The sequence below is a fragment of the Kitasatospora sp. NPDC088742 genome (genome assembly GCF_055584905.1).
In genome coordinates this window covers 50,068-70,320 of sequence record NZ_JBVJLD010000034.1, presented here as the reverse complement: position 1 = coordinate 70,320, position 20,253 = coordinate 50,068, and the positions used below count along the sequence as shown (strand labels likewise).

Sequence of the window (20,253 nt, the reverse complement as noted above, 5' to 3'; positions counted from 1 at the left end):
GCCGGGTCGGCGGCGTGGGTGAGGGTCTCCCAGGCGGTGAAGAGGGCGACGGCCTTGTCGTAGGCGGCGCGGTCGTTCAGGAAGACCGCGATGCCGATCGAGGCCTCGACCATGCTCAGGTCCTCTCGGGCGTCGGAGGGTGTGTCAGGCGGGCAGCAGCCACTGCTGGTTGGCTGCGCCGAAGCAGTCCCAGATCTGCAGCCGGGTGCCGTTGGCGGAGCTGGGGCCGGTGGCGTCCAGGCAGCGGCCGGAGGCCGGGTTGACCAGGGTGGAGCCGGAGCCGGGCTGCCACTTCTGGGCGCCGGAGCCGTTGCAGTCCCAGAGCTGGACCTTGGTGCCGTTGGCGGTGGCCGCGCCGGTGACGTCGAGGCACTTGCCGAGGGCCTGGAGCGAGCCGTCGGCGGCCACCGTCCAGTCCTGGGCGGCGGTGCCGTTGCAGTCGTAGAGCTGGATCGCGGTGCCGTTGGCGCTGGCCGCCGCCGCGACGTCCACGCACTTGCCGCCGTAGCCGGTGACCCGCCCGGTCGGTCGCGGTGAACTCCCGCCGCCCGTCACGCCGTTGAAGGTGCGGGCGAACTGGTACGGGCTCTGCGGGGTGCCGCTGCAGGAGTCCGAGAGGGTGCCGTTGGCGGCGCAGGCCTTGTCCCGGCCGAGGGCCCAGAAGGCGAGCAGCTGGATGCCGCGGGCCCGGGCGAAGTCGGTGAGGGTGGTGGCGTTCGCGGTGGTGAAGACCTCGGCCTGGGTGTCGTTGACCCCGATCATCGGGGTGTTGCCCTCCATCGCCCAGAGCTGCTGCGAGGTCTTGCCGGTCCAGATCGAGCCGAGCTGGCCGTGCAGGGCGGTGGCGGCGTCGGTGGCGGCCCGGCCCATGTCCATCGCCGGGCCGTAGTCCATCGTCATGATGTTGACCACGCCGACGTTCAGGCCGCGGCTCTTGGCGTTGTTCAGCAGGCTGAGCGAATTCCCTTCCAGGCCGGTCGGGTTGACCGGCAGGGTGTAGTGCACGGCCAGGCTGCGCCCGGCCGCCGCGTACTCCTGCTGGAGCTGGGCGAGGGCCTGGTTCCGCCGGTCGTTGGCGGTGGTGTCGTTCAGCGCGCCGCCCTCGATGTCGAGGTCGATCCTGGTGAGGTTGAGGGTGTCCACCACCCGCTTGTACTGGGCCTTGAGCGCGCTGACGGAGGTGCACGCCTGGCCCAGCTCGGTGCCGGCCGCGCCGCCGAATGAGGCGATCACGTCGCCGCCGGCGGCCCGCAGCGAGTTCACCGCGGAGGTCCAACCGGCGTCCCCGATCGGGGTGTTGCCGTTGAAGGTGGCGTTGCAGCTGCCGTCGCTGATCACGAAGGCCAGGGTGAAGTACTTGAGCCCGGTGGCGTTGCGGGCGTCGGTGAGGGCGTTCGGTGACTTCCAGGTCTCCACGTACGGGGCGGCGTACTGGGCGGGGAAGCCGGGGCCGGGGTTGGCGGCGGCGTGGGCGGTGCCGGGCAGGGCGCCGAGGGCGGCGGCGAGCACCGCTCCCGCGACGAGGGCGCGACGAAGCATGGGGGACTCCAGGGACGTGTGGGGGAGCGCTCTCCGGGGCGAGCAGGAGGGAGTCAACTGGAGTAGACCACGTGCCGTCAAGAGGTCTGGAAGGAAAGACAACAGTTCCTTGGTCATTCAGGAGTTGACGGCTCGTCAGGCAGAGACCCGGGTCTTGACGCCTTGCTGTGTACAGGAGTTGAATCTGCCGCCATCCCCCACCCCGAGGAGTTCGCCATGCTCCGAACCAGCCGCACCGCCGCGGCCCTGCTCGCCGGTGCCCTCGCGGCCGGCGGTCTGCTGGCCGCCGCCCCCACTGCCTCGGCCGCCGGCGAGAGCGTCTCGGTCTGGCTCACCACCACCGACGACGCGGGCGGCCGCCACGTCACCCGCGGTCTCCAGCCGCAGCCCGCCACGGCCTTCGCGGCCGGGTCCGGCGGCGGGCAGCAGATCACCGTGGACGAGTTGGTCCGCTACCAGCAGTTCACCGGCGGCGGCGCCTCGTTCACCGACACCGCGGCCTGGCTGCTGAACAGCAGCGGCGTCCCCGCCGCCACCCGGGACGCCACCATGCGCAAGCTGTTCTCGCCCACCGAGGGCATCGGCCTGTCGATGATCCGCAACCCGATGGGCGCCTCCGACCTGGCCCGCTACGGCTACACCTACGACGACCGCGCGGCCGGGCAGAGCGACCCGGGCCTGGCGAACTTCTCCGTCGCCCACGACCTGGTGGACGTGCTGCCGCTGACCAGGCAGGCCAAGCAGCTCAACCCCGCGCTGACCACGATGGCCAGCCCCTGGACCGCGCCGGCCTGGATGAAGGACAGCGGCTCGCTGGACGGCGGCTGGCTGAAGTCCGAGTACTACGGCTCCTACGCCCAGTACTTCGTGAAGTACGTGCAGGCCTTCCAGGCCCAGGGCGTGCCGGTGGACTACCTCACCGTGCAGAACGAGCCGACCTGCTGCGGCGGTTACCCCTCGATGAGCTGGAACGGCTCCGGCCTCGCCTACTTCACCAAGAACAACCTGCTGCCCGCCCTCGCCGGGGCCGGTCTGAGCAGCAAGGTGCTGGCGCTGGACTGGAACTGGGACCAGTACGCCGGCTACGGCGCGCCGGTGGTGGACGATCCGGCGATCCGCAGCCACCCCAACTTCGGCGGCATCGCCTGGCACGGCTACGGCGGCGACGTGGCCACCCAGAGCACGGTCCACGACCGGTACCCGGGCGTGGACGCCTTCGGCACCGAGCACTCCGGCGGTACCTGGATCGCCGACCAGCAGCGCGAGGACATGCGCAACATCATCGACTACACCCGCAACTGGGGTAAGTCGGTGGTCAAGTGGAGCCTCGCGGTGGACCAGAACGGCGGCCCGCACTTCGGCGGCTGCGGCACCTGCACCGGGCTGGTCACGGTGCAGAACGGCGGTGGCCGGGCCGGGCAGGTGGACTACACGGTCGAGTACTACACCATGGGGCACCTCACCAAGTTCGTGAAGCCGGGCGCGTACCGGATCGCCTCCACCGCCAACTCTGCCGTGCCGAACGTGGCTTGGCAGAACCCCGACGGTTCCAAGGCGCTGATCGCGTACAACGACAGCGGCACCGCGCAGACCGTCCGGGTCAACTGGGGCGGCCAGAGCTTCGGTTACCAGCTTCCGGCGAAGACCTCGGCCACCTTCACCTGGGCCGGCACGCCGGGCGGCGGTGGCGGGCGGACCGGTCAGGTGACCGGCCTGGGCGGCAAGTGCCTGGACGTGGCGGCGGCCAACTCCGCCAACGGGACGGCCGTGCAGCTCTACGACTGCAACGGCACCACCGCCCAGAGCTGGACGGTCTCCACCGGCGGCACGGTCAAGGCGCTGGGCAAGTGCCTGGACGTCAACGGGGGTTCGAGTGCCGACGGCGCCAAGGTGCAGCTCTGGGACTGCAACGGCAGCGCCGCGCAGAGCTGGACGCCGTCCGCCGACGGCACCCTGCGGGCCCTCGGCAAGTGCCTGGACGTGACCGGCAACAACTCCGCCAACGGCACGCCCACCCAGCTCTGGACCTGCTTCGCGGGGGCCAACCAGCGCTGGACGCTGCCGGCCTGAGGTGGCGGGGGTGGGGCCAACTGGCAAGTGAGGTAGTGCTCTTGACAATTACGTCATGTGCACGCCAGGTTTGTCCCACCCCCACACCGAGAGGCACTCCCATGAAGAAGCCGCTCATCGGCGCGTCCTGCGCACTCCTGCTCGCCTCCGCCACCGCGCTGGCCGGCGCCGTCCCCGCCGCCGCGGCCCAGGCGCCCACGCCCAAGCTCGCGGCGGTGGACTTCGCGGGCACCGTGGCGCTCAGCAACTGTTCCGGCTCGCTGGTGCGCCTGCCCAACTCCCAGGCGGGCGACCCGGCCCTGATCCTCTCCAACGGCCACTGCCTGGACACCGGCATGCCGAGCGCGGGCCAGGTGCTGGTCAACCGCTCCTCCAGCCGCACCTTCTCGCTGCTCAACTCGGCCGGCAGCAAGGTCGCCACGCTGCGCGCCAACAAGATGGTCTACGGCACCATGACCGACACCGACGTGTCGATCTACCAGCTGAACACCACCTACGCCGCCATCAAGAGCTCGTACAACATCAGCCCGCTCACCGTCTCGGCCAGCCACCCGACCGCCGGTACCGCGATCAAGGTGGTCTCCGGCTACTGGAAGCGGATCTACTCCTGCAACGCCGACGGCTTCGTCTACCGTCTGAAGGAGGGGAGTTGGACCTTCAAGGACTCGCTCCGCTACACCTCCAGCTGCAACACCATCGGCGGCACCTCGGGCTCCCCGGTGGTGGACGCCTCCACCGGCCAGGTCGTCGCGGTCAACAACACCGGCAACGAGGACGGTCAGCGCTGCACGGTGAACAACCCGTGCGAGGTCGACCAGGCCGGCAACGTCACTGTCCGCCAGGGCATCAACTACGCCCAGCAGACCTACCTGATCCCCGGCTGCTTCGGCCCGGGCAACGCGCTCAACCTCTCGCTCGCGGGCTGCGCGCTCCCCAAGCCCTGACCGGTCCACCGCCCACGGTCGACGGCCCATGGTCGACGGCGTGGCCCCGCTGCCCGGGGCCACGCCGTCAGGCGTTCCGCCGTACCCGCAACGCCCAGAGCACCAGCGGCAGTTGCGCGGGCACCCGGGCCAGGGCCGCGCCCCGCAGGGCGGCCGGGCGGTCGCGCCAGTCGTAGGCCATCTTGACGTTGGCCGGGAGCACGGCGACGAACAGCCCGGCCGCGGCCAGCGCCCCCGCCCGCCTGGTCCGGGGCAGCGCCACCGCCGCGCCGACCGCCAGTTCGGCCACCCCGCTGACCTGGGTCCAGAGCCGCGGGCCGCCCGGCAGCGAGCGCGGCACGATGGCGTCGAACTGACGCGGGATCACGAAGTGGGCGACGCCGGCACCGAGCAGCAGGCCGCTCAGCAGCTTGGCGGAACGCGAGGACGACACGTGGCCTCCAGGGCCGGGCGGGCGGCACCGGACGGGCGCCGCGACTGTTACCGGAGAGTAGCCGCCGGACCCGCCGGGCGGAAGACGACACCGCGCGAGACCCGTGCGAGACCCGCCCTCGGGCTGTTCCCGAGGACTGTTACAGAGCCTCGCGGTGGCTGTTACACGACTGGCCGACCACCGTGAGGTGCGCTTCCTAACGTCTGCCGTACCAACTCCCCGCCACCGGGCCGGGAGTGGCGAGCAATCGGGAGGAACCCCCATGGCAGGCACCACGAACATCCGCCGCGCACTGCGCTTCGCCCTGGTCTCCGCAGGCGTCGCCGGCGCGGTGGCCCTCTCCGGCGCGGCCGCCCACGCCGACGGCAGCACGCCGACGCCGCAGCCCTCGGCCACCGTCGCCACCCCGTCGGTGAAGCCCACCGCCGTCCCCAGCTCCCCGGCCCCGGCCGTGGAGAAGCCCAGCGCCACCCCGAGCGTGCCGGCCGGCAAGGACGGCGGCAGCCCGCAGGTCAAGGTGGTCCCCAAGGGCGGCGCCCAGACCGGTGAGGGCGAGAGCAAGGACTCCACCACCACCCTGGTCCTCGGCTCCGGCCTGGCCGCGGCCGGTGCGGCCGGCATCGGCTTCGCGGTGCTGCGTCGCCGCGCCGGTGCCCGGGGCTAAGGCGTGAGCGCCGGATCACGCCGGGCGGCGCGCGGCCCGGCGCGCAGCCCGGGGACGCCCGCCCGCGCGGCGGAGCCCCACGAGGACCGGGCCGACGTGATCCGGCAGCCGCGCCACCGCCGCCGTCGCCCCCGCTGGGCACCGGCCGCGGTGGCGGGAGTCCTGGCGCTCGGAGCCGGAGCCGTCCTGATCGGTGGCTGTTCGGCCGGGCAGCCACCGGTGCGGATCGCGGCCGCCGGGCAGTCGGCGCAGTCCGGGCAGTCGGGGCAGTCCGCGCCGGTGGGTGGCGGAGGGGCACAGTCCCCCCAGGCGAAGCGTCAGGAAGCCCCGGCCCAGCGCCCGGTGGCCCCGCCCAGCCGGCTGGTCATCCCCCGGATCGGGGTGGACGCGCCCGTCGGGGCGACCGGCCTCAACCCGGACGGCACGGTCGAGGTGCCGCCGATGGACCGCCCCGAGCAGGTCGGCTGGTACCGCAACGGCCCGGCCCCCGGCCAGACCGGCCCGGCCGTGCTGCTCGGCCACCTGGACACCCGCAAGGGCCCGGCGGTCTTCCACCGCCTGCCGCAACTCGCCCCGGGCGACCGGATCGAGCTGCGCCGGGAGGACGGCAGCGCCGCCGCGTTCCGGGTCCGCGAGCTGAAGCAGTACCCGAAGAACGAGTTCCCGACCGAGCTGGTCTACGGCAACACCGACACCGCGCAGCTCAGGCTGATCACCTGCGGCGGCGCGCTCGGCGGCGACGGGCACTACAAGGACAACATCATCGTGCTCGCCGACCTCCAGCCCTGACGGAGCGTCCGCCCCCGGCCGAGGGCGGGGGCGGACGCTCCGTCAGGCAGACTGGACCACCGAACGAGCCCCACCGGAAGGCAATCCGCACCGTGAGCCCAAGGCCCCGCCGTACCGCCCCGGTCCGGGGTCTCGTCCTGCTCGTGCTGGCCGCCGCGCTCGTGGGCTGCGGCGGGGCCGGGCGGCTGCACGACGCCGGACCGGCCCGGGCGGTGGCGCTGCACCCCGTCGCCGAGCCGCTCTGGCCCGAGGACCGGACCTCCGCGGAGCCCTCGCCGGAGGCCTCCGGCTCGCGGCCGCCGCTCTCCCCGGTGTCCGGCATCACGGTGGCGAACGAGGACCTCCGCACCGTCGAGGCCTCGGCCGTGCTGGCCAAGGACGCCTCGCTGCGGCCGGACGAGCAGAAGGCGCTGACGGGCTGTCAGGGCTGCTCGGTCCGCCAGGCCCAGTACCGTGACCTCAGCGGGGACGGCCGGCCGGAGCTGGTCACCGCCCTGCTGTTCGGCACCGGGCCCGGCTACCTGCACGTCTACGCGCTGCGCGACGGGCGGCTCTACCCCGTGCTGGCCCAGCAGGTGGAGCGCGGCTTCACCGCCGAGACCACCGGCTCCAGGCTCAAGGTGACCGAGCCGAACGGCGGCCCGGACAGCACCGAGACCACCTACACCTGGGACCAGGACCGGCTGGTGGTCGAGAACCGGAAGATGACCGGCCCCGGCGCGGACGGTCGGCTCTGCGAGCCGACCGCGGCGCCCACCGCCAAGCCCGAGTTCCGCACCGAGCCCAAGGTCTCGGTGGCGCCCACCCTCGCTCCGCAGAAGCCGGCGCCCAAGCCGGTGTTCCCCACCCCCGTCCCGTCCAGGCCGGCCTCGTGAACGGCCCCCGTCCCCGGAGCACCGCCGTGCCAGAGAACGCCCCCGCCGCCCCGCGCATCCTGCTGGTGGAGGACGACGAGGTGATCCGCGAGGCCACCAGGATGGCACTGGAGCGCTACGGCTTCCCGGTGGACACCGCCGTCGACGGGCTGGACGGCCTGGAGCGGTTCCGCGCGCAGCGGCCCGACCTGCTGCTGCTCGACGTGATGCTGCCGCTGCTCGACGGGGTCGGCCTGTGCCGCCGCATCCGTGAGGAGAGCCAGCTGCCGATCCTGATGATGTCGGCCCGCACCGAGCCGATCGACGTCATCTCCGGCCTGGAGGCGGGTGCCGACGACTACATCACCAAGCCCTTCGAGAGCGCCGTACTGGTGGCCCGGATCCGCACCGTGCTGCGCAGGACCAGGGCCGTCGCCGAACCGACCGCGGTGGAGCCGTCCGCCGTGGAGCCCGAGCCGGCCAGGGCGGTCCGGGTGATCGACGGCCTGGAGCTGGACACCGAGGCGATGGAGGTCCGGGTGGCGGGGCGTCAGGTGCCGCTCACCCCGACCGAGTTGCGGCTGCTGCTGGAGTTCACCGCCGCGCCGGGCGTGGTGCTGGAGCGCCAGACCCTGCTGGAGCGGGTCTGGGACTACTCCTGGGACGCCGACAGCCGGGTGGTCGACGTCCACGTGCAGCGGCTGCGCGCCAAGATCGGCGCGGGCCGGATCGAGACCATCCGGGGCTTCGGCTACAAGCTGCGGCGGTCCGGGTGAACCTCCGCGGCCAGATCGCCGCCACCGTCGCCCTGGTCTCCGTACTGGTCGCCATCACGGTCGGCCTGCTGGTGCACCGGGCCTCCGTCGCGCAGCACACCGGGCAGGCCAGGAAGGCCGCCGAGAACGCGCTGGAATCGGTGCTCGACGGCTACGCGGGCGGCGGAGAACTCGGCCAGGCCTGGGGCGCCAGCCCTGCCGACCCGGCCCTCCCCGAGGAACTGCGCAGCCTCGCCGAACGAGGCCACCGCGGCTCGATGCTGGGCCCGGGGCCGGGTCCGAACGGCACCGTGATGTGGGCGGCCGCCCCGCTCGGCACCGGCCCGGGGCCGGTGCAGGTGGTCTCGGTGCGGATCGACTACACCGACGACGAGCGGGCCATCGCCCAGCTCGACCGCTCCATCCAGGTCTCGGCCGCGCTCTCGGTGGCCGTCACCGTACTGGCCGGGGTGTTCGCCGCCGACCGGATCAGCCGCCGCCTGCGCACCGCCGCCGGCACCGCCCGGACCATCGCCCAGGGCGACCTGACGGCCCGGATCGGACCGATCGGCGGCCCCCGGGACGAAGTCACCGAACTGGCCTCGGCGGTCGACTCGATGGCGGGCGTGCTGAGCAGCAAGCTGGCCAACGAGCAGCGCTTCACCGCCGACGTCGCGCACGAGCTGCGGACGCCGCTGACCGGGCTGCTCACGGCGGCGGAGCTGCTGCCGCCGGGGCGGCCGACGGAGCTGGTGCAGGACCGGGTGCGGGTGCTGCGCAGCCTGACCGAGGACCTCCTGGAGGTCTCCCGGCTGGACGCGGGCGCCGACCTCCCGGACCTGACGGCCGTTCAGCTCGGCCCGGTGGCGGCCCGGGTGGTCGCCGCCGCGCCCGGCCCCACCGAGCTGCGGATCGACTCCGACGCGTTGGTCACCACCGACGTCCGGCGGCTGGACCGGGTGCTCTCCAACCTGGTCGCCAACGCCCACCGCCACGGCCGCGCCCCGGTCCTGGTCCGGATCGACGGCCCCGTCCTCACCGTCCGCGACCACGGCCCCGGCTACCCGCAGGACATCCTCACCGAGGGCCCCCAGCGCTTCCGCACCGGCGCCCGCGAACGCGGCCACGGCCACGGCCTCGGCCTCACCATCGCCCAGGGCCACGCGGAGGCCCTCGGCATCACGCTGACCCTGGCCAACCACCCGGAGGGCGGCGCGTACGCGGAGCTGCGGCTGCCGTTGGCGGGTGGCGAGGACTGAGAGGGTCGCCTGCGGCGGGCTCAGGCCTTGAGTGAGTCCGCGATGTGCTGGGCGGCCTGAGCGGGCGTCAGGTGGGTGGTGTCCACCACCTCGGCCTCGGCGAGCAGCCAGGTGCGGGCCGCTTCGGCGTACGGCTCCAGGTACCGGAGGCGGAAGGGGGAGGGGACGGGGCCGAGCTCGCGGTCGTTCTCGATCCGGCCGCGCAGGGCGTCCTGGTCGGCGTGGAGCACGAAGTGCCGTACGGGAACGGAGTGTTCGGCCAGGCCTGCGCTGATCTCCCGCCAGTACTCCTCCACCAGCACGGTCATCGGCACCACCAGCGTCCCCCCGGTGTACTCCAGCACCCGCCGCGCCGTCTCCACCACCAGCGGCCGCCACGGCGGCCAGTGCTGGAAGTTGTCGGTGGCCGGCAGCCCGGGCGAGATGTCCATCAGGGTCTCGCCGACCTTCTCGGCGTCGAATACCCGCGAGTCCGGCAGCAGCTCCTGCACCAGCGGCGCGGTGGTGCTCTTGCCCGCCCCGTGCGTCCCGTTCAGCCATACGATCATGGGCCTCACGCTAGCCCGGGACCGCAGGGCCGGGGGCCTTTTCGAAGTAGTGAATCGGTGCTTCAATCCTTGGCATGGCCTACCGTCGCACCCCCGCCGTCCAAGCCCGCCTCGACGCCCAGCGGGAGACGGTGCTGGCGGCGGCGGTGGCGCTGCTGGCCGAGCGGGGCTACGCGGGCTGCTCGATGGCGGCGGTGGCCGAGCGGGCCGGGATCGCCACCGGGTCGATGTACCGGCACTTCGCCGGGAAGGCCGAGCTGTCGGTGGAGCTGTTCCGCACCGTGGTGACCGGTGAGGTCGCCGCCGTCGAGACGGCGGTGGCCAAGGCGGCCGCCGGCGGGGCCGGGCCGCACGAGCTGGTGGCCGCCGTGGTGGAGACCTTCGCCGCCCGCGCGCTGGCCGCGCCCCGGCTGGCGTACGCCCTGCTCGCCGAGCCGGCCGACCAGGTGGTGGACGCCGAACGGCTGGTGTTCCGCCGGGCCTTCCGCGATCTGATGGCCGCTCAGATAGCCCCGGCCGTCACCGACGGCCGGCTGCCCGGGCAGGACGCCGACCTGACCGCCGCCGCACTGGTGGGCGCGATCGGCGAGGCCCTGGTCGGCCCGCTCGCCGCCGGACTCGGCCGGGACGACGTGATCCCGGCACTCATCTCCTTCACCCGACGCGCCCTTGGGGGGCAGCACGATGCCTGACACGCACGAGGTCACCAACCAGGCCCCTGACCTGTACGGCCACGACGTGGCCGCCGACCCGACCCTGCTGGCCGCCCTGCACCGGGCCGGAGCCGGCTGGGCGGAGGAGGAGCTGCACGAGCTCGGCCGCCTGGCCGGGACCGAACGGGCCGCCGAGTGGGGCAGGTTGGCCAACGAGAACGAGCCGGTGCTGCGCACCCACGACCGCTACGGCCACCGGATCGACGAGGTGGAGTTCCACCCCGCCTGGCACGAGCTGATGACCGTCGCGGTGGAGCACGGCCTGCACGCGGCGCCCTGGCGGGACGACCGCCCCGGCGCGCACACCGCCCGGGCCGCCAAGTTCTACGTCTGGGGCCAGGTCGAGTCCGGGCACAGCTGCCCGGTCTCGATGACCTACGCCGCCGTCCCCGCGCTGCGCGCCACCCCGGCGCTGGCCGAGCGGTACGAGCCCCTGCTGGCCGCCCGCTCCTACGACTTCGGGCTGCGCGAGCCGCAGAGCAAATCCGGCCTGATCGCCGGCATGTCGATGACCGAGAAGCAGGGCGGCTCGGACGTCCGGGCCAACACCACCACCGCCGTGCCGCAGGCCGACGGCACCTACCGGCTCACCGGCCACAAGTGGTTCACCTCCGCCCCGATGTCGGACGTCTTCCTGACCCTCGCTCAGGCCCCGGGCGGGCTGAGCTGCTTCGTGCTGCCCCGGGTGCTGCCGGACGGCGGCCGCAACCGGCTGCGGATCCAGCGGTTGAAGGACAAGCTGGGCAACCGGTCCAACGCCTCCGCCGAGCTGGAGTACGACGGCGCGGTCGGCTGGCTGGTCGGCGAGGAGGGCCGGGGCGTGCCCACCATCATCGAGATGGTGAACATGACCCGGCTGGACTGCACCCTGGGTGCCGCCTCCGGGATGCGGCTCGGCACCGTCCGGGCGCTCCACCACACCACCCACCGGCGGGCGTTCGGCGCCGCGCTGGTGGACCAGCCGCTGATGCGCAACGTGCTGGCCGACCTGGTGGTGGAGTCCGAGGCCGCCACCGCCGTCGCGCTGCGGCTGGCCGAGTCCACCGACCGGGCGCTGGCGGGGGACCAGCAGGAGGCGCTGGTCCGGCGGTTGGGCCTGGCGGCGGCCAAGTACTGGGTCTGCAAGCGCGGTCCGATGCACGCGGCCGAGGCACTGGAGTGCTTCGGCGGCAACGGCTACGTCGAGGAGTCCGGCATGCCCCGGCTCTACCGGGAGGCCCCGCTGGTCTCCATCTGGGAGGGCTCGGGGAACGTGGCCGCGCTGGACGCGCTGCGCGCGATGGCCCGCCGCCCGGAGACGGTGGAGGCGCTGCTCGGCGAGCTGGACGCGGCCGCCGGGGCGGACCGCCGGCTGGACGCGGCCGTCGCCGCCCTGCGCAAGCAGCTCGGCGAGACCGCCGAACTCGAGTACCGCACCCGGCGGTTGGTGGAGTCGATCGCGCTGGCCTTCCAGGGCTCGCTGCTGGTCCGCTACGGCGACCCGGCGGTGGCCGACGCGTTCTGCGCCTCCCGGCTGGGCGGCGAGCACGGCGGTGCCTTCGGCACCCTGCCGACCGGGGTGGACACCGCCGCCGTGCTGGCCCGGGCCGAGGCCCTGCCCGCATGAGCGAGGCGGCGGAAGTCCGGGCGTTCTGGCAGGGGTTGGGCCTGCCCGGGCTGGTGGACGTGCACACCCACTTCATGCCCGAGCGGGTGCTCGCCAAGGTGTGGGCCTACTTCGACCAGGTCGGTCCGCTGACCGGGCGGGCCTGGCCCATCACCTACCGCGACGAGGAGGGCCAACGGGTGGCCCGGCTGCGGGAGTTCGGGGTGCGCGCGTTCACCTCGATGCTCTACCCGCACAAGCCGGGGATGGCCGCCTGGCTGAACTCCTGGTCGGCGGAGTTCGCCGCCCGCACCCCGGACTGTCTGCACACCGCCACCTGTTACCCGGAGCCGGAGGCGGCGGAGTACGTGGCGCAGGCCCTGGCCGGGGGCGCCCGGGTCTTCAAGTGCCATGTCCAGGTGGGCGACTACGACCCGGCCGACCCGCTGCTCGACCCGGTCTGGGGCCAACTGGCCGAGGCCGGCGTGCCGGTGGTGACGCACTGCGGCTCCGGCCCCTCGCCCGGCAAGCACACCGGGCCCGGCCCGATCGCCGAGGTGCTGGCCAGGCACCCCGGCCTGCGGCTGGTGGTCGCCCATCTGGGCCTGCCGGAGTACCGGGAGTTCCTGGAGCTGGCCGAACGTCACCCCGGGGTGCACCTGGACACCACCATGGCGTTCACCGAGTTCAGCGAGGAACTCGCGCCCTTCCCCCGCGAGTTGCTGCCCCGGCTGGCCGACCTGGGTGACCGGGTGCTGCTCGGCAGCGACTTCCCGAACATCCCCTACCCGTACGTCGCCCAGCTCCGCGCCCTCGCGGGCCTCGGGCTGGGCGACGACTGGCTCCGGGCGGTCTGCCACGACAACGGCGCCCGCCTGTTCGCCCTGCCGGCGGTTCCCTAGGGGCGGCCGGCCAGGGCGAGCACGTCCAGCAGCCCAGGGTGCAGCCGGGGGTGGGCGGCCAGCAGGCCGTCCGCCGCCGGTGTCCACCGCTTGCCCTCGATGTCCGTCACCAGGGCGCCCGCCTCACGGGCGATCAGGGCGCCGGGCAGCAGGCTGACCGGGTCCGGGCCGTACTCCCAGAAGCCGTTCAGCTGGCCCGAGCCGACCTGGGCCAGCTGGAGCGCCACCGGGCCGAGGTTGCGCACCGCCAGCACCCGGGCGGCGACGGCGGTCAGGGACTCACCGGCCCGGCGCAGCTCGTCCCGCCCGGCGGCCGCGGGCTGCCCGGTGCCGATCACGCAGGTGTCCGGGTCCCGTTCGGGCGGGGCGACGGCCCGGCCGTTCAGCCGTGCGCCGCCGCCGAGTTCGGCGGTGTAGGTGGCGCGCAGGGACGGGGCGTGCACCACCGCGAGCACCGGCTCGCCGTCGCGGACCAGGGTGGCGGTGACCGCCCAGTGCGGCAGTGCGTTCAGGTACTGCACGGCTCCGTCGGTGGCGTCGCAGGACCACCACTCGCCGTCCTCGGGGACCTCGGCGGAGACCTCCTCGTCCAGCCAGCCGGCTCCGGGGCGGAGTTCCCCGAGGCGCTCCCGCAGCTGCGCGGTGGCGGGCTCCTCCACCCACGCCAGGGCGGCCATGGCCTCGGCCATCGTCCGGCCCGGCCAGGGCCGGGCCGACTGGCGCTCCGTCAGGAACTCACCGACCGCCCGCACCACGGCGGCCACTTCAGGTATCGAACACTCCTTCATGCCTTGCGCTCCCTCAGGTCACGGTTACTGCACAGACAGGTACCGTGATCGAGCGGAATGCGAACGCGCAGATGTGAAGCCGAGTGCGAACGGATCAGGCGCCGGTGGTGGAGCCGGGGCGGATCACCATCAGGACGGTGACCACGGCCCACAGGAGGTTGAAGAGGCCGGCGGTCATCGGGAGCAGGCGCAGGCCCTTGGCGGCGCGGTCCTGCTCGGCCTGGTCCTGCGGGGCGTCGAGGGCGTCGACGGTGGCCTGCTGGCCGGGCACCACGAAGAGCAGCATCACGGCCGCCGCCAGCGCGGTGAGCACCGTGGAGGTGATCACCCAGGCGTCACCCATCACGCCCATCACCTGGGCCGTGCCGATCCCGAGCAACGGTACGGCCAGCCCGAGCAGCGCGTAGACCTGGGTGATCCGGTGCAGCAGCCGTACCGAGGCCTCGGTCTGCGGCCGGTCCTCCCCGCCCGCCAGCGCGGCCTTCGCCCGGCGCGGGAACATGCTCACCGTCACCGCCACCGGTCCGATGAAGAGCACTGCGGCCAGGACGTGCAGGCTCAGCAGCAGCTTGGCCATGGGGCGGGTCCTCCGGTTCGGCGTACGGGGGTGAGGCCCCAGCACGCTAACACCCGGGTGGCGCAGTCCCGGGTGGTGGGGTGGCCCGGTGAGCGGATGCCCGTTTTGACCACTTTGTGACTGAATTTCAGGATTTCCGGCGTGGCACCCGGGGCCGCCCGGAACGCCCGGCGTTGAATGGGCCGGTCATGCCGCCGGAGGGTGGCCCGAGCGACCCGAGGGGAACCGCGTGCGATTGACCGAACGTCAGGAGCGGAGCGGCCGGAGGCCGTCGGCCCGCAGGCTCGGCCTGGCCGCGGCGGCGGCGGTCGTGCCGGTCGCGCTGGCCGGCGTCCTGGTCTCGGCGGCGCCGCTCTCCCCGCCGCTCGGCCCGTGCAGCGGGCCGGGCTGTCCGTCGGTCTGGCCGCCGCCGAACAACGGCAACGTGGTCGGCCGGGACGACACCATCAACGTCTTCGTCGGCGGCGACTACTCGGTCGAGGGCCGGGCCGCCGAGGCCGAGGGCAAGGTGGTCACCCTCGGGGACTTCTCGGTGAACAAGGACGGCGGCGGTCTCTTCAACATGGCGGTGGCCGGCGTCGGCTCCCGGGTGGTGCCCTCCGACGGCACCGACTTCGTGACCGTCGGCGGCAACGTCACCGTGGCCCGCTCCAACACGGTCGAGGTCGGCGGCACCGCCAACACCTTCGGCACCCTCGCCTACGGTGACCTCCGCTACGGCGGCACCCTGAGCGGCATCGTCAACGTCACCCCGACCGGACAGGCCGTCAAGGACGCGGATGCGGGCAAGCAGTACTCGGGCATCCCGGACCAGCTCGCGGAGCTCTCCTCCTGCGCCGCCACCCAGACCGCCACCGGCACGGTGACGGTGGACGGCAACCAGATCACCTTCACCGGTGACGGTACGAGCGCCCGTCAGATCTTCAACGTGCCGGGTGACCTGGGCTCGCAGACCGGTGCGGCCGACTTCGTCATCACCGGCATCCCGGCCGGGGCCACGGTCATCATCAACATGCTGGGCGCCAATCCGGTGATCAACACCAACACCGGGACCGGGCTGGACGGTGACCCGTTCACCGACCTGCGCCCGAACCTGCTGTGGAACTTCCCGAACGCCACCACCACGACCATCATGGGCGGCGCCCAGTTCCAGGGTTCGCTGATGAGCGCCAACAAGGCGGGCACCACCACGCTCCGGACCCCGGGGTACAACGGACGGGTGTACGTGGCGGGCAACCTGGTCCAGACGGGCAGCAGCGGTAGCGAGATCCACAACTACCCGTTCGACGGCGACATGCCGGAGTGCACGACGCCGACGCCCACACCTACGCCGACGCCGACGCCTACTCCCACGCCGACGCCGACGCCGACGCCCACACCTACGCCGACGCCTACGCCGACGCCGACGCCCACACCTACGCCGACGCCTACGCCGACGCCTACGCCGACCCCCACGCCGACGCCGACCCCCACGCCGACTCCGAGCCCCTCCCAGAGCTCGTCGACGCCCACCCCGACCCCGAGCCCGTCCGGTTCGACCCCGGCGCCGACCACTCCGGGCCCGACCGACTCGGGGGTCGTGCCGACAGTCCCGGTGGACGAGGGTGGTCAACTCCCGATCACCGGGTCAGGGTTGGCCTTCCCGGCGGCGCTGGGTGCCGGGGCCCTGCTGGGTACCGGCGGTCTGACCTACTGGCTGTCGCGCCGTCGCCGTGGCCGCCACGGCTGATCCCGCGACGCAGAGGTGCCCCGGACCCATGGGGTCCGGGGCACCGTCGTTCGGGGGTGAAGCAGCGTCAGCGCGGTTCGGCGAAGAACCGTTCCACCACGCCCGCCCGGTCGGAGAAGCCGTCCAGCGGCTCGCCGACCACCCGGCCGGCCAGGTCGATCGCCAGCACGCCGACGTGCACCCGCAGTTCGAGCGCGGCCAGGTCGCTGTCCATGGCGATGGACGCCCGGGCCGCCCCGACCAGCCGTTCTCGTTCGCGCTGTCCCTCGGCCCGTGCTGCCGCGACCGCCGCGGCGCCCTCCTCGGCGGCCTGCTGTCGCAGCCGGGCTGCTTCGTGGTGGGCCTCGGTGATCACGTGCCGGTACTCCGCGTAGACCTGCTCGGCCTCGGCCCTGAGGGCCTCGGCCTGCTCCAGCTTCCCTTCCGTGGCCTCGTACCGCTCGGCCAGCACCCGCTCCGCGCGAGGCAGCAGGAGACGGCCGAGCGTGACGAATATCAGGAAGAACGCGACGAGTCCGACCAGGAGTTGAGCCTTGCTCGGCTCCAAGGGTCCGATGTCCATGAACCAGACCCTACGGTCTGATGACACGTCATGTACGGAGAATGACGGAACTCGTTCGCCTACCGGTTCGATCCCGACCGGACGGAACCCGGTGCGCGACGGGCCGTGCTGTGCGACGATCGCGGGGCGTTCGGTTCGGGGGCAACCGGAATTGTGCCCGGGAGGGGAAGTCTTGGCGCAGTACGCGGAGTTCGTGACGGCTGACGGTGCGGTGGTCCGGGTCGAGCAGGCCCCCGCCGCCGCCTCGGCCGATCCCTACGGCATGCAGCCGGTCGGCCGCGGTGCGGCCCAGGCCGCCGAGCGGGCCGGGGAGACCTTCGAGCAGGCGCTGGCCGGGGTGCGGTCCGCCGCAGAGTCCGCGCTGGCGGTGTTCCGGGGCGGCAGCCTGGCGCCCGACGAGGTGGAGCTGGAGTTCGGCGTGAAGCTCACGGCCGAGGCCGGGGCGCTGATCGCGAAGACCGCCGCCGAGGCCCATCTGACCGTCAGGCTCAGCTGGGCGCCCGGCCGTTCGGCCTGAGCGGGCCGGCGGACGACGGGCCCGAGCAGTCGCGATGGCGTACCCGTACTGGCTGGCCCGGATCGACACCGGCGGCCCCGAGCCCACGGTGGGTGCCGGGGTGCTGGTCACCGACCGGCACGTGCTGACCTGCGCCCACGTGGTGCACGGGCACGCCGCCGTCACCGTCCGCCTCGCCCACCGGCCGGACCACCCCGCGCTGCCGGCCACCGTGCTGCGCCGGGGGCCCTGGCCCAGCGGGCGGCACGGCCCGGACGGCACCGGGGACGTGGCCGTGCTGACGCTGGAGCAGCCGGTGCCCGACCGGGTGGCCAGGCCCGCGCCGTTCGCCCCGCTGCACCACTGGGACCGCCCGCCCTACCCGGGACTGACCGCGCACGGCTTCCCGTTCGGCCACGACGCCGGACGCAGCAGCGAGATCCGGCCGACCCGGGCCGGGCTGCTGATCGGCGGCGAACTGGTGCAGTTGGAGCACGACGGCCAGGGCATGCCGCTCTCGCCCGGCTTCAGCGGCGGCCCGGTGGTGGACTCCGACACCGGCGAGCTGGTCGGCATCGTGACGGCCGCCCAGGACACCCTCGGCCGCCGGCTGCCGCCCGGCCCGGACGGCCGGACCCCGCCCGCGCTGCGGATCGGCCAGATGCTGCCCGCCGGGGCGCTGGCCCGCTACGTCCCCGAACTGGCCGACCTGATCCCCGGGGCGGCCCTCCCGCCGGACCAGGTGCGGGAGTTGCGTGAACTGGTGGCCGGGGTCGCCGCCACCGCCGTCACCGGGCCCGGGGCGGCCGATCCGCTGGAGCTCTACCGGACCGCCACCGCCGCCCAGGGCCTGCTGGACCCGCCGACCAGGCCCGGCAGCCTCTGGGAGACCTGCTGGTACCTGCTCTCCGAGGTGACCGGCCCGCTGACCAGCCGTCACCCCGTGCGCGAGTTCGCCGCGCTGCTCGCCGAGTCGGCCGGCGAGGCCACCCCGGAGCAGCGGGACCGCCGGGCCAGGCTGCTGCGGCTCGCCGACGGCGGCATCCGGCTCGGGCACCCGGGCCGGAGCGGCGCCCGGCGCTGGCGGCCGATCCTGGTCGAGATCGGCCACAGCGGGGCCGGGCGCGGCCGGTACACCGTCGCGGTCCGGACGGTGCGCGACGGCGAGCCCGGGCCGGCCGTGCCGCGCACCCTCTCCGGCGGCGAGCTCCAGGCCGAGGTGCTCCGGGAGATCGAGCGGCAGCTCGGCCGACTGGAGTCCGACGGCGCCGAGTTGGTGGTCTTCGTGCTGCCCCGCAAGCTGCTCACCGTGCCGGTGCACGCCTGGACCGGCAAGCACTCCTTCGGCCCGCTCGGCGCCGACCACCCCGTGGTGGTGGTCGACCGCCAGCGCCGCGACTCCGCCGCCGACCGCCGCACCCTGGAGCTCAACTGGGCGCTGCGGCGCGACGAACGCCGCACCCTGGCCCACGTGGTGGACTGCGCCGAACCCGGCGAGGCCCGCACCCTCTACCACCTGCTCCGCCCGGTCGAGCGCCCCCAAGTCCCGGTGCTGCCCGGCTCGCCCAAGGCCCGCCGGTACGCGCCGCTGCTGGACGCCGCGCTCGGCGCCGGGGTGCACGCGGTGATCTGGCCGGAGTGGACCTGTTCGGAGCGGCACCAGCCCGGCCGCGCGTGCCGGGGGAGGTCCTTCACTGCCAGACTGGCGGTCGAGCTGGCCGGCACCCCGCCGTCCGAACTACCGGAGCGGATCAAGCAGTTGCGGCACCAGGCGGAGGAGGGCGGCGACCCGGCCGGGCACTGGGCGGCCGGGCTGGTGCTGCTCTGGGAGGACCCGTTACTCCTCCCCAGCCCGCACCGGCCGTACCCGCTGCCGCCGACCGACCCGCCGCCACTGCCCTGACCGTCTCCGCCCTGACCGTCCGTCATCTCCCGCCCGCGTGGCGGGGCCAGCCGCAGGAGAGTGCCATGCCGTTGCAGCGGATCTACCGGGGTGCCGAGCAGCCCCACGACGGTCTCGCCGCCCTGCCCGCCCCACCGCCGTGGCGCGCCTTCGACGGCGGCCCGCCGCTCGACACCCCCGCCCCCGAGGCCGACCCCTCCGCCGCCTCCGCCGGCCACCGGGCGGCCACCTTCCGGCCCACCCCCGAGACCGTCGAACTGGTCAACGCCGCGCTCCACCTGCGGCGCCCGCTGCTGGTCACCGGCCCGCCCGGCAGCGGCAAGTCCAGCCTCCCGTACGCGGTGGCACGGGAGTTGGGCCTCGGCCCGGTGCTGCGCTGGAACATCACCAGCCGGGCCACCCTGCGCGACGGCCTCTACCAGTACGACCCGCTCTCCCGCCTCTACGCCGCCAACCAGGCCGGCCCCGAGGCCACCGGCGCCGGCCTGGACGAACACCTGCGGCTCGGCCCGCTGGGCACCGCCCTGCTCCCGTACGCGCGGCCGCGCGCTCTGCTGATCGACGAGATCGACAAGGGCGACCTCGACCTGCCCAACGACCTGCTGCACGTCCTGGAGGACGGGCAGTACGAGATCGACGAACTGGTCCGGGCGGCGCCGCAGCAGCCCGTCGCGCAGGTGCTCACCGCCGACGGGCACGGGCGGGCGCCGGTGACCGGCGGGCGGGTGCGGTGCCGGGCCTTCCCGTTCACGGTGCTCACCAGCAACGCCGAGCGGGAGTTCCCGGCGGCCTTCCTGCGGCGCTGCGTGGTCCTGGAGCTCAAGCGCCCCGAGGGCAGCGAACTGGCCGAGATCGTCCGCTCCCACCTGCCGGAGGCCGACCGCGCGGTGGTCGCCGAGATCCTCCAGGTCTTCCTGGACCGCCGGGGCGAGGGCGAGTTGGCCACCGACCAGCTCCTCAACGCCATCTACCTCACCACCCGCCCCGAACTCACCGACCAGGCCGACCGCACCGCCCTCGCCACCCGCGTCATGGCCTACCTCAGCAGAGGCCGGGACGACGATGACCTCTGAACCCCCGGCCCCGGACCCCGCCCCCACGCCCGAGCCGGGGCTCCCTGCGGGGCCTGCCGCGTCGGCCGGA

The 20,253-nt window shown here is 73.9% G+C and carries 20 protein-coding genes; 14 read left to right on the top strand and 6 right to left on the bottom strand.

Annotated features, from left to right (window positions below):
- Positions 1 to 144 precede the first annotated feature (144 nt).
- Entirely contained in the window at positions 145 to 1,539 is a 1,395-nt protein-coding gene (locus tag ACZ6ZR_RS25055) for an RICIN domain-containing protein (protein ID WP_465645805.1), read from the bottom strand.
- Between the two features lie 216 nt (positions 1,540 to 1,755).
- On the opposite strand from ACZ6ZR_RS25055, the gene ACZ6ZR_RS25050 reads away from it, so the two are divergent.
- Together ACZ6ZR_RS25050 and ACZ6ZR_RS25045 are read left to right on the top strand one after the other, a co-directional pair.
- Positions 1,756 to 3,609 carry a ricin-type beta-trefoil lectin domain protein gene (locus tag ACZ6ZR_RS25050; RefSeq protein ID WP_465645803.1) on the top strand — a complete coding sequence of 618 codons (1,854 nt, stop codon included), beginning with the start codon at positions 1,756 to 1,758 and terminating at the stop codon, positions 3,607 to 3,609.
- Between the two features lie 101 nt (positions 3,610 to 3,710).
- Positions 3,711 to 4,553, top strand: a complete 843-nt coding sequence (locus ACZ6ZR_RS25045) for a S1 family peptidase (protein ID WP_465645801.1) — start codon at positions 3,711 to 3,713, stop codon at positions 4,551 to 4,553.
- A gap of 67 nt (positions 4,554 to 4,620) precedes the next feature.
- On the opposite strand, the gene ACZ6ZR_RS25040 is transcribed toward ACZ6ZR_RS25045, so the two are convergent.
- Positions 4,621 to 4,986, bottom strand: a complete 366-nt coding sequence (locus ACZ6ZR_RS25040) for a DoxX family protein (protein ID WP_465645799.1) — start codon at positions 4,984 to 4,986, stop codon at positions 4,621 to 4,623.
- A 262-nt stretch (positions 4,987 to 5,248) separates the two neighbouring features.
- On the opposite strand from ACZ6ZR_RS25040, the gene ACZ6ZR_RS25035 reads away from it, so the two are divergent.
- From ACZ6ZR_RS25035 to ACZ6ZR_RS25015, 5 genes are all read left to right on the top strand, one after another.
- Positions 5,249 to 5,650, top strand: coding sequence for a sortase-dependent protein (locus ACZ6ZR_RS25035; protein WP_465645797.1), 402 nt, complete (start codon positions 5,249 to 5,251; stop codon positions 5,648 to 5,650).
- A 3-nt stretch (positions 5,651 to 5,653) separates the two neighbouring features.
- The gene (locus tag ACZ6ZR_RS25030) at positions 5,654 to 6,439 is read left to right on the top strand and encodes a class F sortase (protein ID WP_465645795.1); all 786 of its coding nucleotides are present in this window, start codon (positions 5,654 to 5,656) and stop codon (positions 6,437 to 6,439) included.
- Between the two features lie 92 nt (positions 6,440 to 6,531).
- Positions 6,532 to 7,314, top strand: coding sequence for a hypothetical protein (locus ACZ6ZR_RS25025; RefSeq protein WP_465645793.1), 783 nt, complete (start codon positions 6,532 to 6,534; stop codon positions 7,312 to 7,314).
- A 101-nt stretch (positions 7,315 to 7,415) separates the two neighbouring features.
- Positions 7,416 to 8,069: a response regulator gene (locus ACZ6ZR_RS25020; protein WP_465645838.1), complete on the top strand. Its 654-nt coding sequence runs from the start codon at positions 7,416 to 7,418 to the stop codon at positions 8,067 to 8,069.
- Complete coding sequence (locus ACZ6ZR_RS25015; RefSeq protein WP_465645791.1) at positions 8,066 to 9,307, top strand: sensor histidine kinase; 1,242 nt, start codon at positions 8,066 to 8,068, stop codon at positions 9,305 to 9,307. The genes ACZ6ZR_RS25020 and ACZ6ZR_RS25015 overlap by 4 nt, the downstream gene beginning before the upstream one ends.
- A gap of 20 nt (positions 9,308 to 9,327) precedes the next feature.
- Here the strand turns inward: ACZ6ZR_RS25015 and ACZ6ZR_RS25010 are convergent, their stop codons facing one another.
- Positions 9,328 to 9,855: an AAA family ATPase gene (locus ACZ6ZR_RS25010; RefSeq protein WP_465645789.1), complete on the bottom strand. Its 528-nt coding sequence runs from the start codon at positions 9,853 to 9,855 to the stop codon at positions 9,328 to 9,330.
- A 74-nt stretch (positions 9,856 to 9,929) separates the two neighbouring features.
- On the opposite strand from ACZ6ZR_RS25010, the gene ACZ6ZR_RS25005 reads away from it, so the two are divergent.
- Genes ACZ6ZR_RS25005 through ACZ6ZR_RS24995 form a run of 3 tightly spaced genes read left to right on the top strand, consistent with a single transcriptional unit; the run spans position 9,930 to position 13,055 of the window.
- Positions 9,930 to 10,547, top strand: coding sequence for a TetR/AcrR family transcriptional regulator (locus ACZ6ZR_RS25005; RefSeq protein ID WP_465645787.1), 618 nt, complete (start codon positions 9,930 to 9,932; stop codon positions 10,545 to 10,547).
- Positions 10,540 to 12,174, top strand: coding sequence for an acyl-CoA dehydrogenase family protein (locus ACZ6ZR_RS25000; RefSeq protein WP_465645785.1), 1,635 nt, complete (start codon positions 10,540 to 10,542; stop codon positions 12,172 to 12,174). The genes ACZ6ZR_RS25005 and ACZ6ZR_RS25000 overlap by 8 nt, the downstream gene beginning before the upstream one ends.
- Positions 12,171 to 13,055 (top strand): amidohydrolase family protein, encoded by an 885-nt coding sequence (locus ACZ6ZR_RS24995; protein ID WP_465645783.1) that lies wholly within the window; start codon positions 12,171 to 12,173, stop codon positions 13,053 to 13,055. The genes ACZ6ZR_RS25000 and ACZ6ZR_RS24995 overlap by 4 nt, the downstream gene beginning before the upstream one ends.
- Here ACZ6ZR_RS24995 and ACZ6ZR_RS24990 read toward each other — a convergent pair.
- Both ACZ6ZR_RS24990 and ACZ6ZR_RS24985 read right to left on the bottom strand, forming a co-directional pair.
- Positions 13,052 to 13,843 carry an inositol monophosphatase family protein gene (locus ACZ6ZR_RS24990; RefSeq protein ID WP_465645782.1) on the bottom strand — a complete coding sequence of 264 codons (792 nt, stop codon included), beginning with the start codon at positions 13,841 to 13,843 and terminating at the stop codon, positions 13,052 to 13,054. The genes ACZ6ZR_RS24995 and ACZ6ZR_RS24990 overlap by 4 nt on opposite strands.
- Before the next feature lie 94 nt (positions 13,844 to 13,937).
- Positions 13,938 to 14,420, bottom strand: coding sequence for a DUF2269 family protein (locus ACZ6ZR_RS24985; RefSeq protein WP_465645780.1), 483 nt, complete (start codon positions 14,418 to 14,420; stop codon positions 13,938 to 13,940).
- A gap of 235 nt (positions 14,421 to 14,655) precedes the next feature.
- Here ACZ6ZR_RS24985 and ACZ6ZR_RS24980 point away from each other — a divergent pair, with 235 nt between their 5' ends.
- Positions 14,656 to 16,149, top strand: coding sequence for a choice-of-anchor A family protein (locus ACZ6ZR_RS24980; protein WP_465645778.1), 1,494 nt, complete (start codon positions 14,656 to 14,658; stop codon positions 16,147 to 16,149).
- A gap of 67 nt (positions 16,150 to 16,216) precedes the next feature.
- On the opposite strand, the gene ACZ6ZR_RS24975 is transcribed toward ACZ6ZR_RS24980, so the two are convergent.
- Positions 16,217 to 16,711: a F0F1 ATP synthase subunit B family protein gene (locus ACZ6ZR_RS24975; protein WP_465645777.1), complete on the bottom strand. Its 495-nt coding sequence runs from the start codon at positions 16,709 to 16,711 to the stop codon at positions 16,217 to 16,219.
- Between the two features lie 172 nt (positions 16,712 to 16,883).
- On the opposite strand from ACZ6ZR_RS24975, the gene ACZ6ZR_RS24970 reads away from it, so the two are divergent.
- The 3 genes from ACZ6ZR_RS24970 to ACZ6ZR_RS24960 all read left to right on the top strand — a co-directional run bounded on the left by ACZ6ZR_RS24970 (position 16,884) and on the right by ACZ6ZR_RS24960 (position 20,183).
- Positions 16,884 to 17,228, top strand: coding sequence for a CU044_2847 family protein (locus ACZ6ZR_RS24970; protein WP_465645775.1), 345 nt, complete (start codon positions 16,884 to 16,886; stop codon positions 17,226 to 17,228).
- 34 nt (positions 17,229 to 17,262) lie between these two features.
- Positions 17,263 to 19,110, top strand: a complete 1,848-nt coding sequence (locus ACZ6ZR_RS24965) for a VMAP-C domain-containing protein (protein ID WP_465645773.1) — start codon at positions 17,263 to 17,265, stop codon at positions 19,108 to 19,110.
- A gap of 65 nt (positions 19,111 to 19,175) precedes the next feature.
- The gene (locus tag ACZ6ZR_RS24960) at positions 19,176 to 20,183 is read left to right on the top strand and encodes an AAA family ATPase (RefSeq protein WP_465645771.1); all 1,008 of its coding nucleotides are present in this window, start codon (positions 19,176 to 19,178) and stop codon (positions 20,181 to 20,183) included.
- Positions 20,184 to 20,253: the final 70 nt, after the last annotated feature.

What these genes read in the sequence shown, in the direction of transcription:
- ACZ6ZR_RS25055 (WP_465645805.1), bottom strand. Translation starts at nt 1,539, where the DNA reads ATGCTTCGTCGCGCCCTCGTCGCGGGAGCGGTGCTCGCCGCCGCCCTC.
- ACZ6ZR_RS25050 (WP_465645803.1), top strand. Translation starts at nt 1,756, where the DNA reads ATGCTCCGAACCAGCCGCACCGCCGCGGCCCTGCTCGCCGGTGCCCTC.
- ACZ6ZR_RS25045 (WP_465645801.1), top strand. Translation starts at nt 3,711, where the DNA reads ATGAAGAAGCCGCTCATCGGCGCGTCCTGCGCACTCCTGCTCGCCTCC.
- ACZ6ZR_RS25035 (WP_465645797.1), top strand. Translation starts at nt 5,249, where the DNA reads ATGGCAGGCACCACGAACATCCGCCGCGCACTGCGCTTCGCCCTGGTC.
- ACZ6ZR_RS25020 (WP_465645838.1), top strand. Translation starts at nt 7,416, where the DNA reads ATGGCACTGGAGCGCTACGGCTTCCCGGTGGACACCGCCGTCGACGGG.
- ACZ6ZR_RS25010 (WP_465645789.1), bottom strand. Translation starts at nt 9,855, where the DNA reads ATGATCGTATGGCTGAACGGGACGCACGGGGCGGGCAAGAGCACCACC.
- ACZ6ZR_RS25005 (WP_465645787.1), top strand. Translation starts at nt 9,930, where the DNA reads ATGGCCTACCGTCGCACCCCCGCCGTCCAAGCCCGCCTCGACGCCCAG.
- ACZ6ZR_RS25000 (WP_465645785.1), top strand. Translation starts at nt 10,540, where the DNA reads ATGCCTGACACGCACGAGGTCACCAACCAGGCCCCTGACCTGTACGGC.
- ACZ6ZR_RS24995 (WP_465645783.1), top strand. Translation starts at nt 12,171, where the DNA reads ATGAGCGAGGCGGCGGAAGTCCGGGCGTTCTGGCAGGGGTTGGGCCTG.
- ACZ6ZR_RS24990 (WP_465645782.1), bottom strand. Translation starts at nt 13,843, where the DNA reads ATGAAGGAGTGTTCGATACCTGAAGTGGCCGCCGTGGTGCGGGCGGTC.
- ACZ6ZR_RS24985 (WP_465645780.1), bottom strand. Translation starts at nt 14,420, where the DNA reads ATGGCCAAGCTGCTGCTGAGCCTGCACGTCCTGGCCGCAGTGCTCTTC.
- ACZ6ZR_RS24975 (WP_465645777.1), bottom strand. Translation starts at nt 16,711, where the DNA reads ATGGACATCGGACCCTTGGAGCCGAGCAAGGCTCAACTCCTGGTCGGA.
- ACZ6ZR_RS24965 (WP_465645773.1), top strand. Translation starts at nt 17,263, where the DNA reads ATGGCGTACCCGTACTGGCTGGCCCGGATCGACACCGGCGGCCCCGAG.
- ACZ6ZR_RS24960 (WP_465645771.1), top strand. Translation starts at nt 19,176, where the DNA reads ATGCCGTTGCAGCGGATCTACCGGGGTGCCGAGCAGCCCCACGACGGT.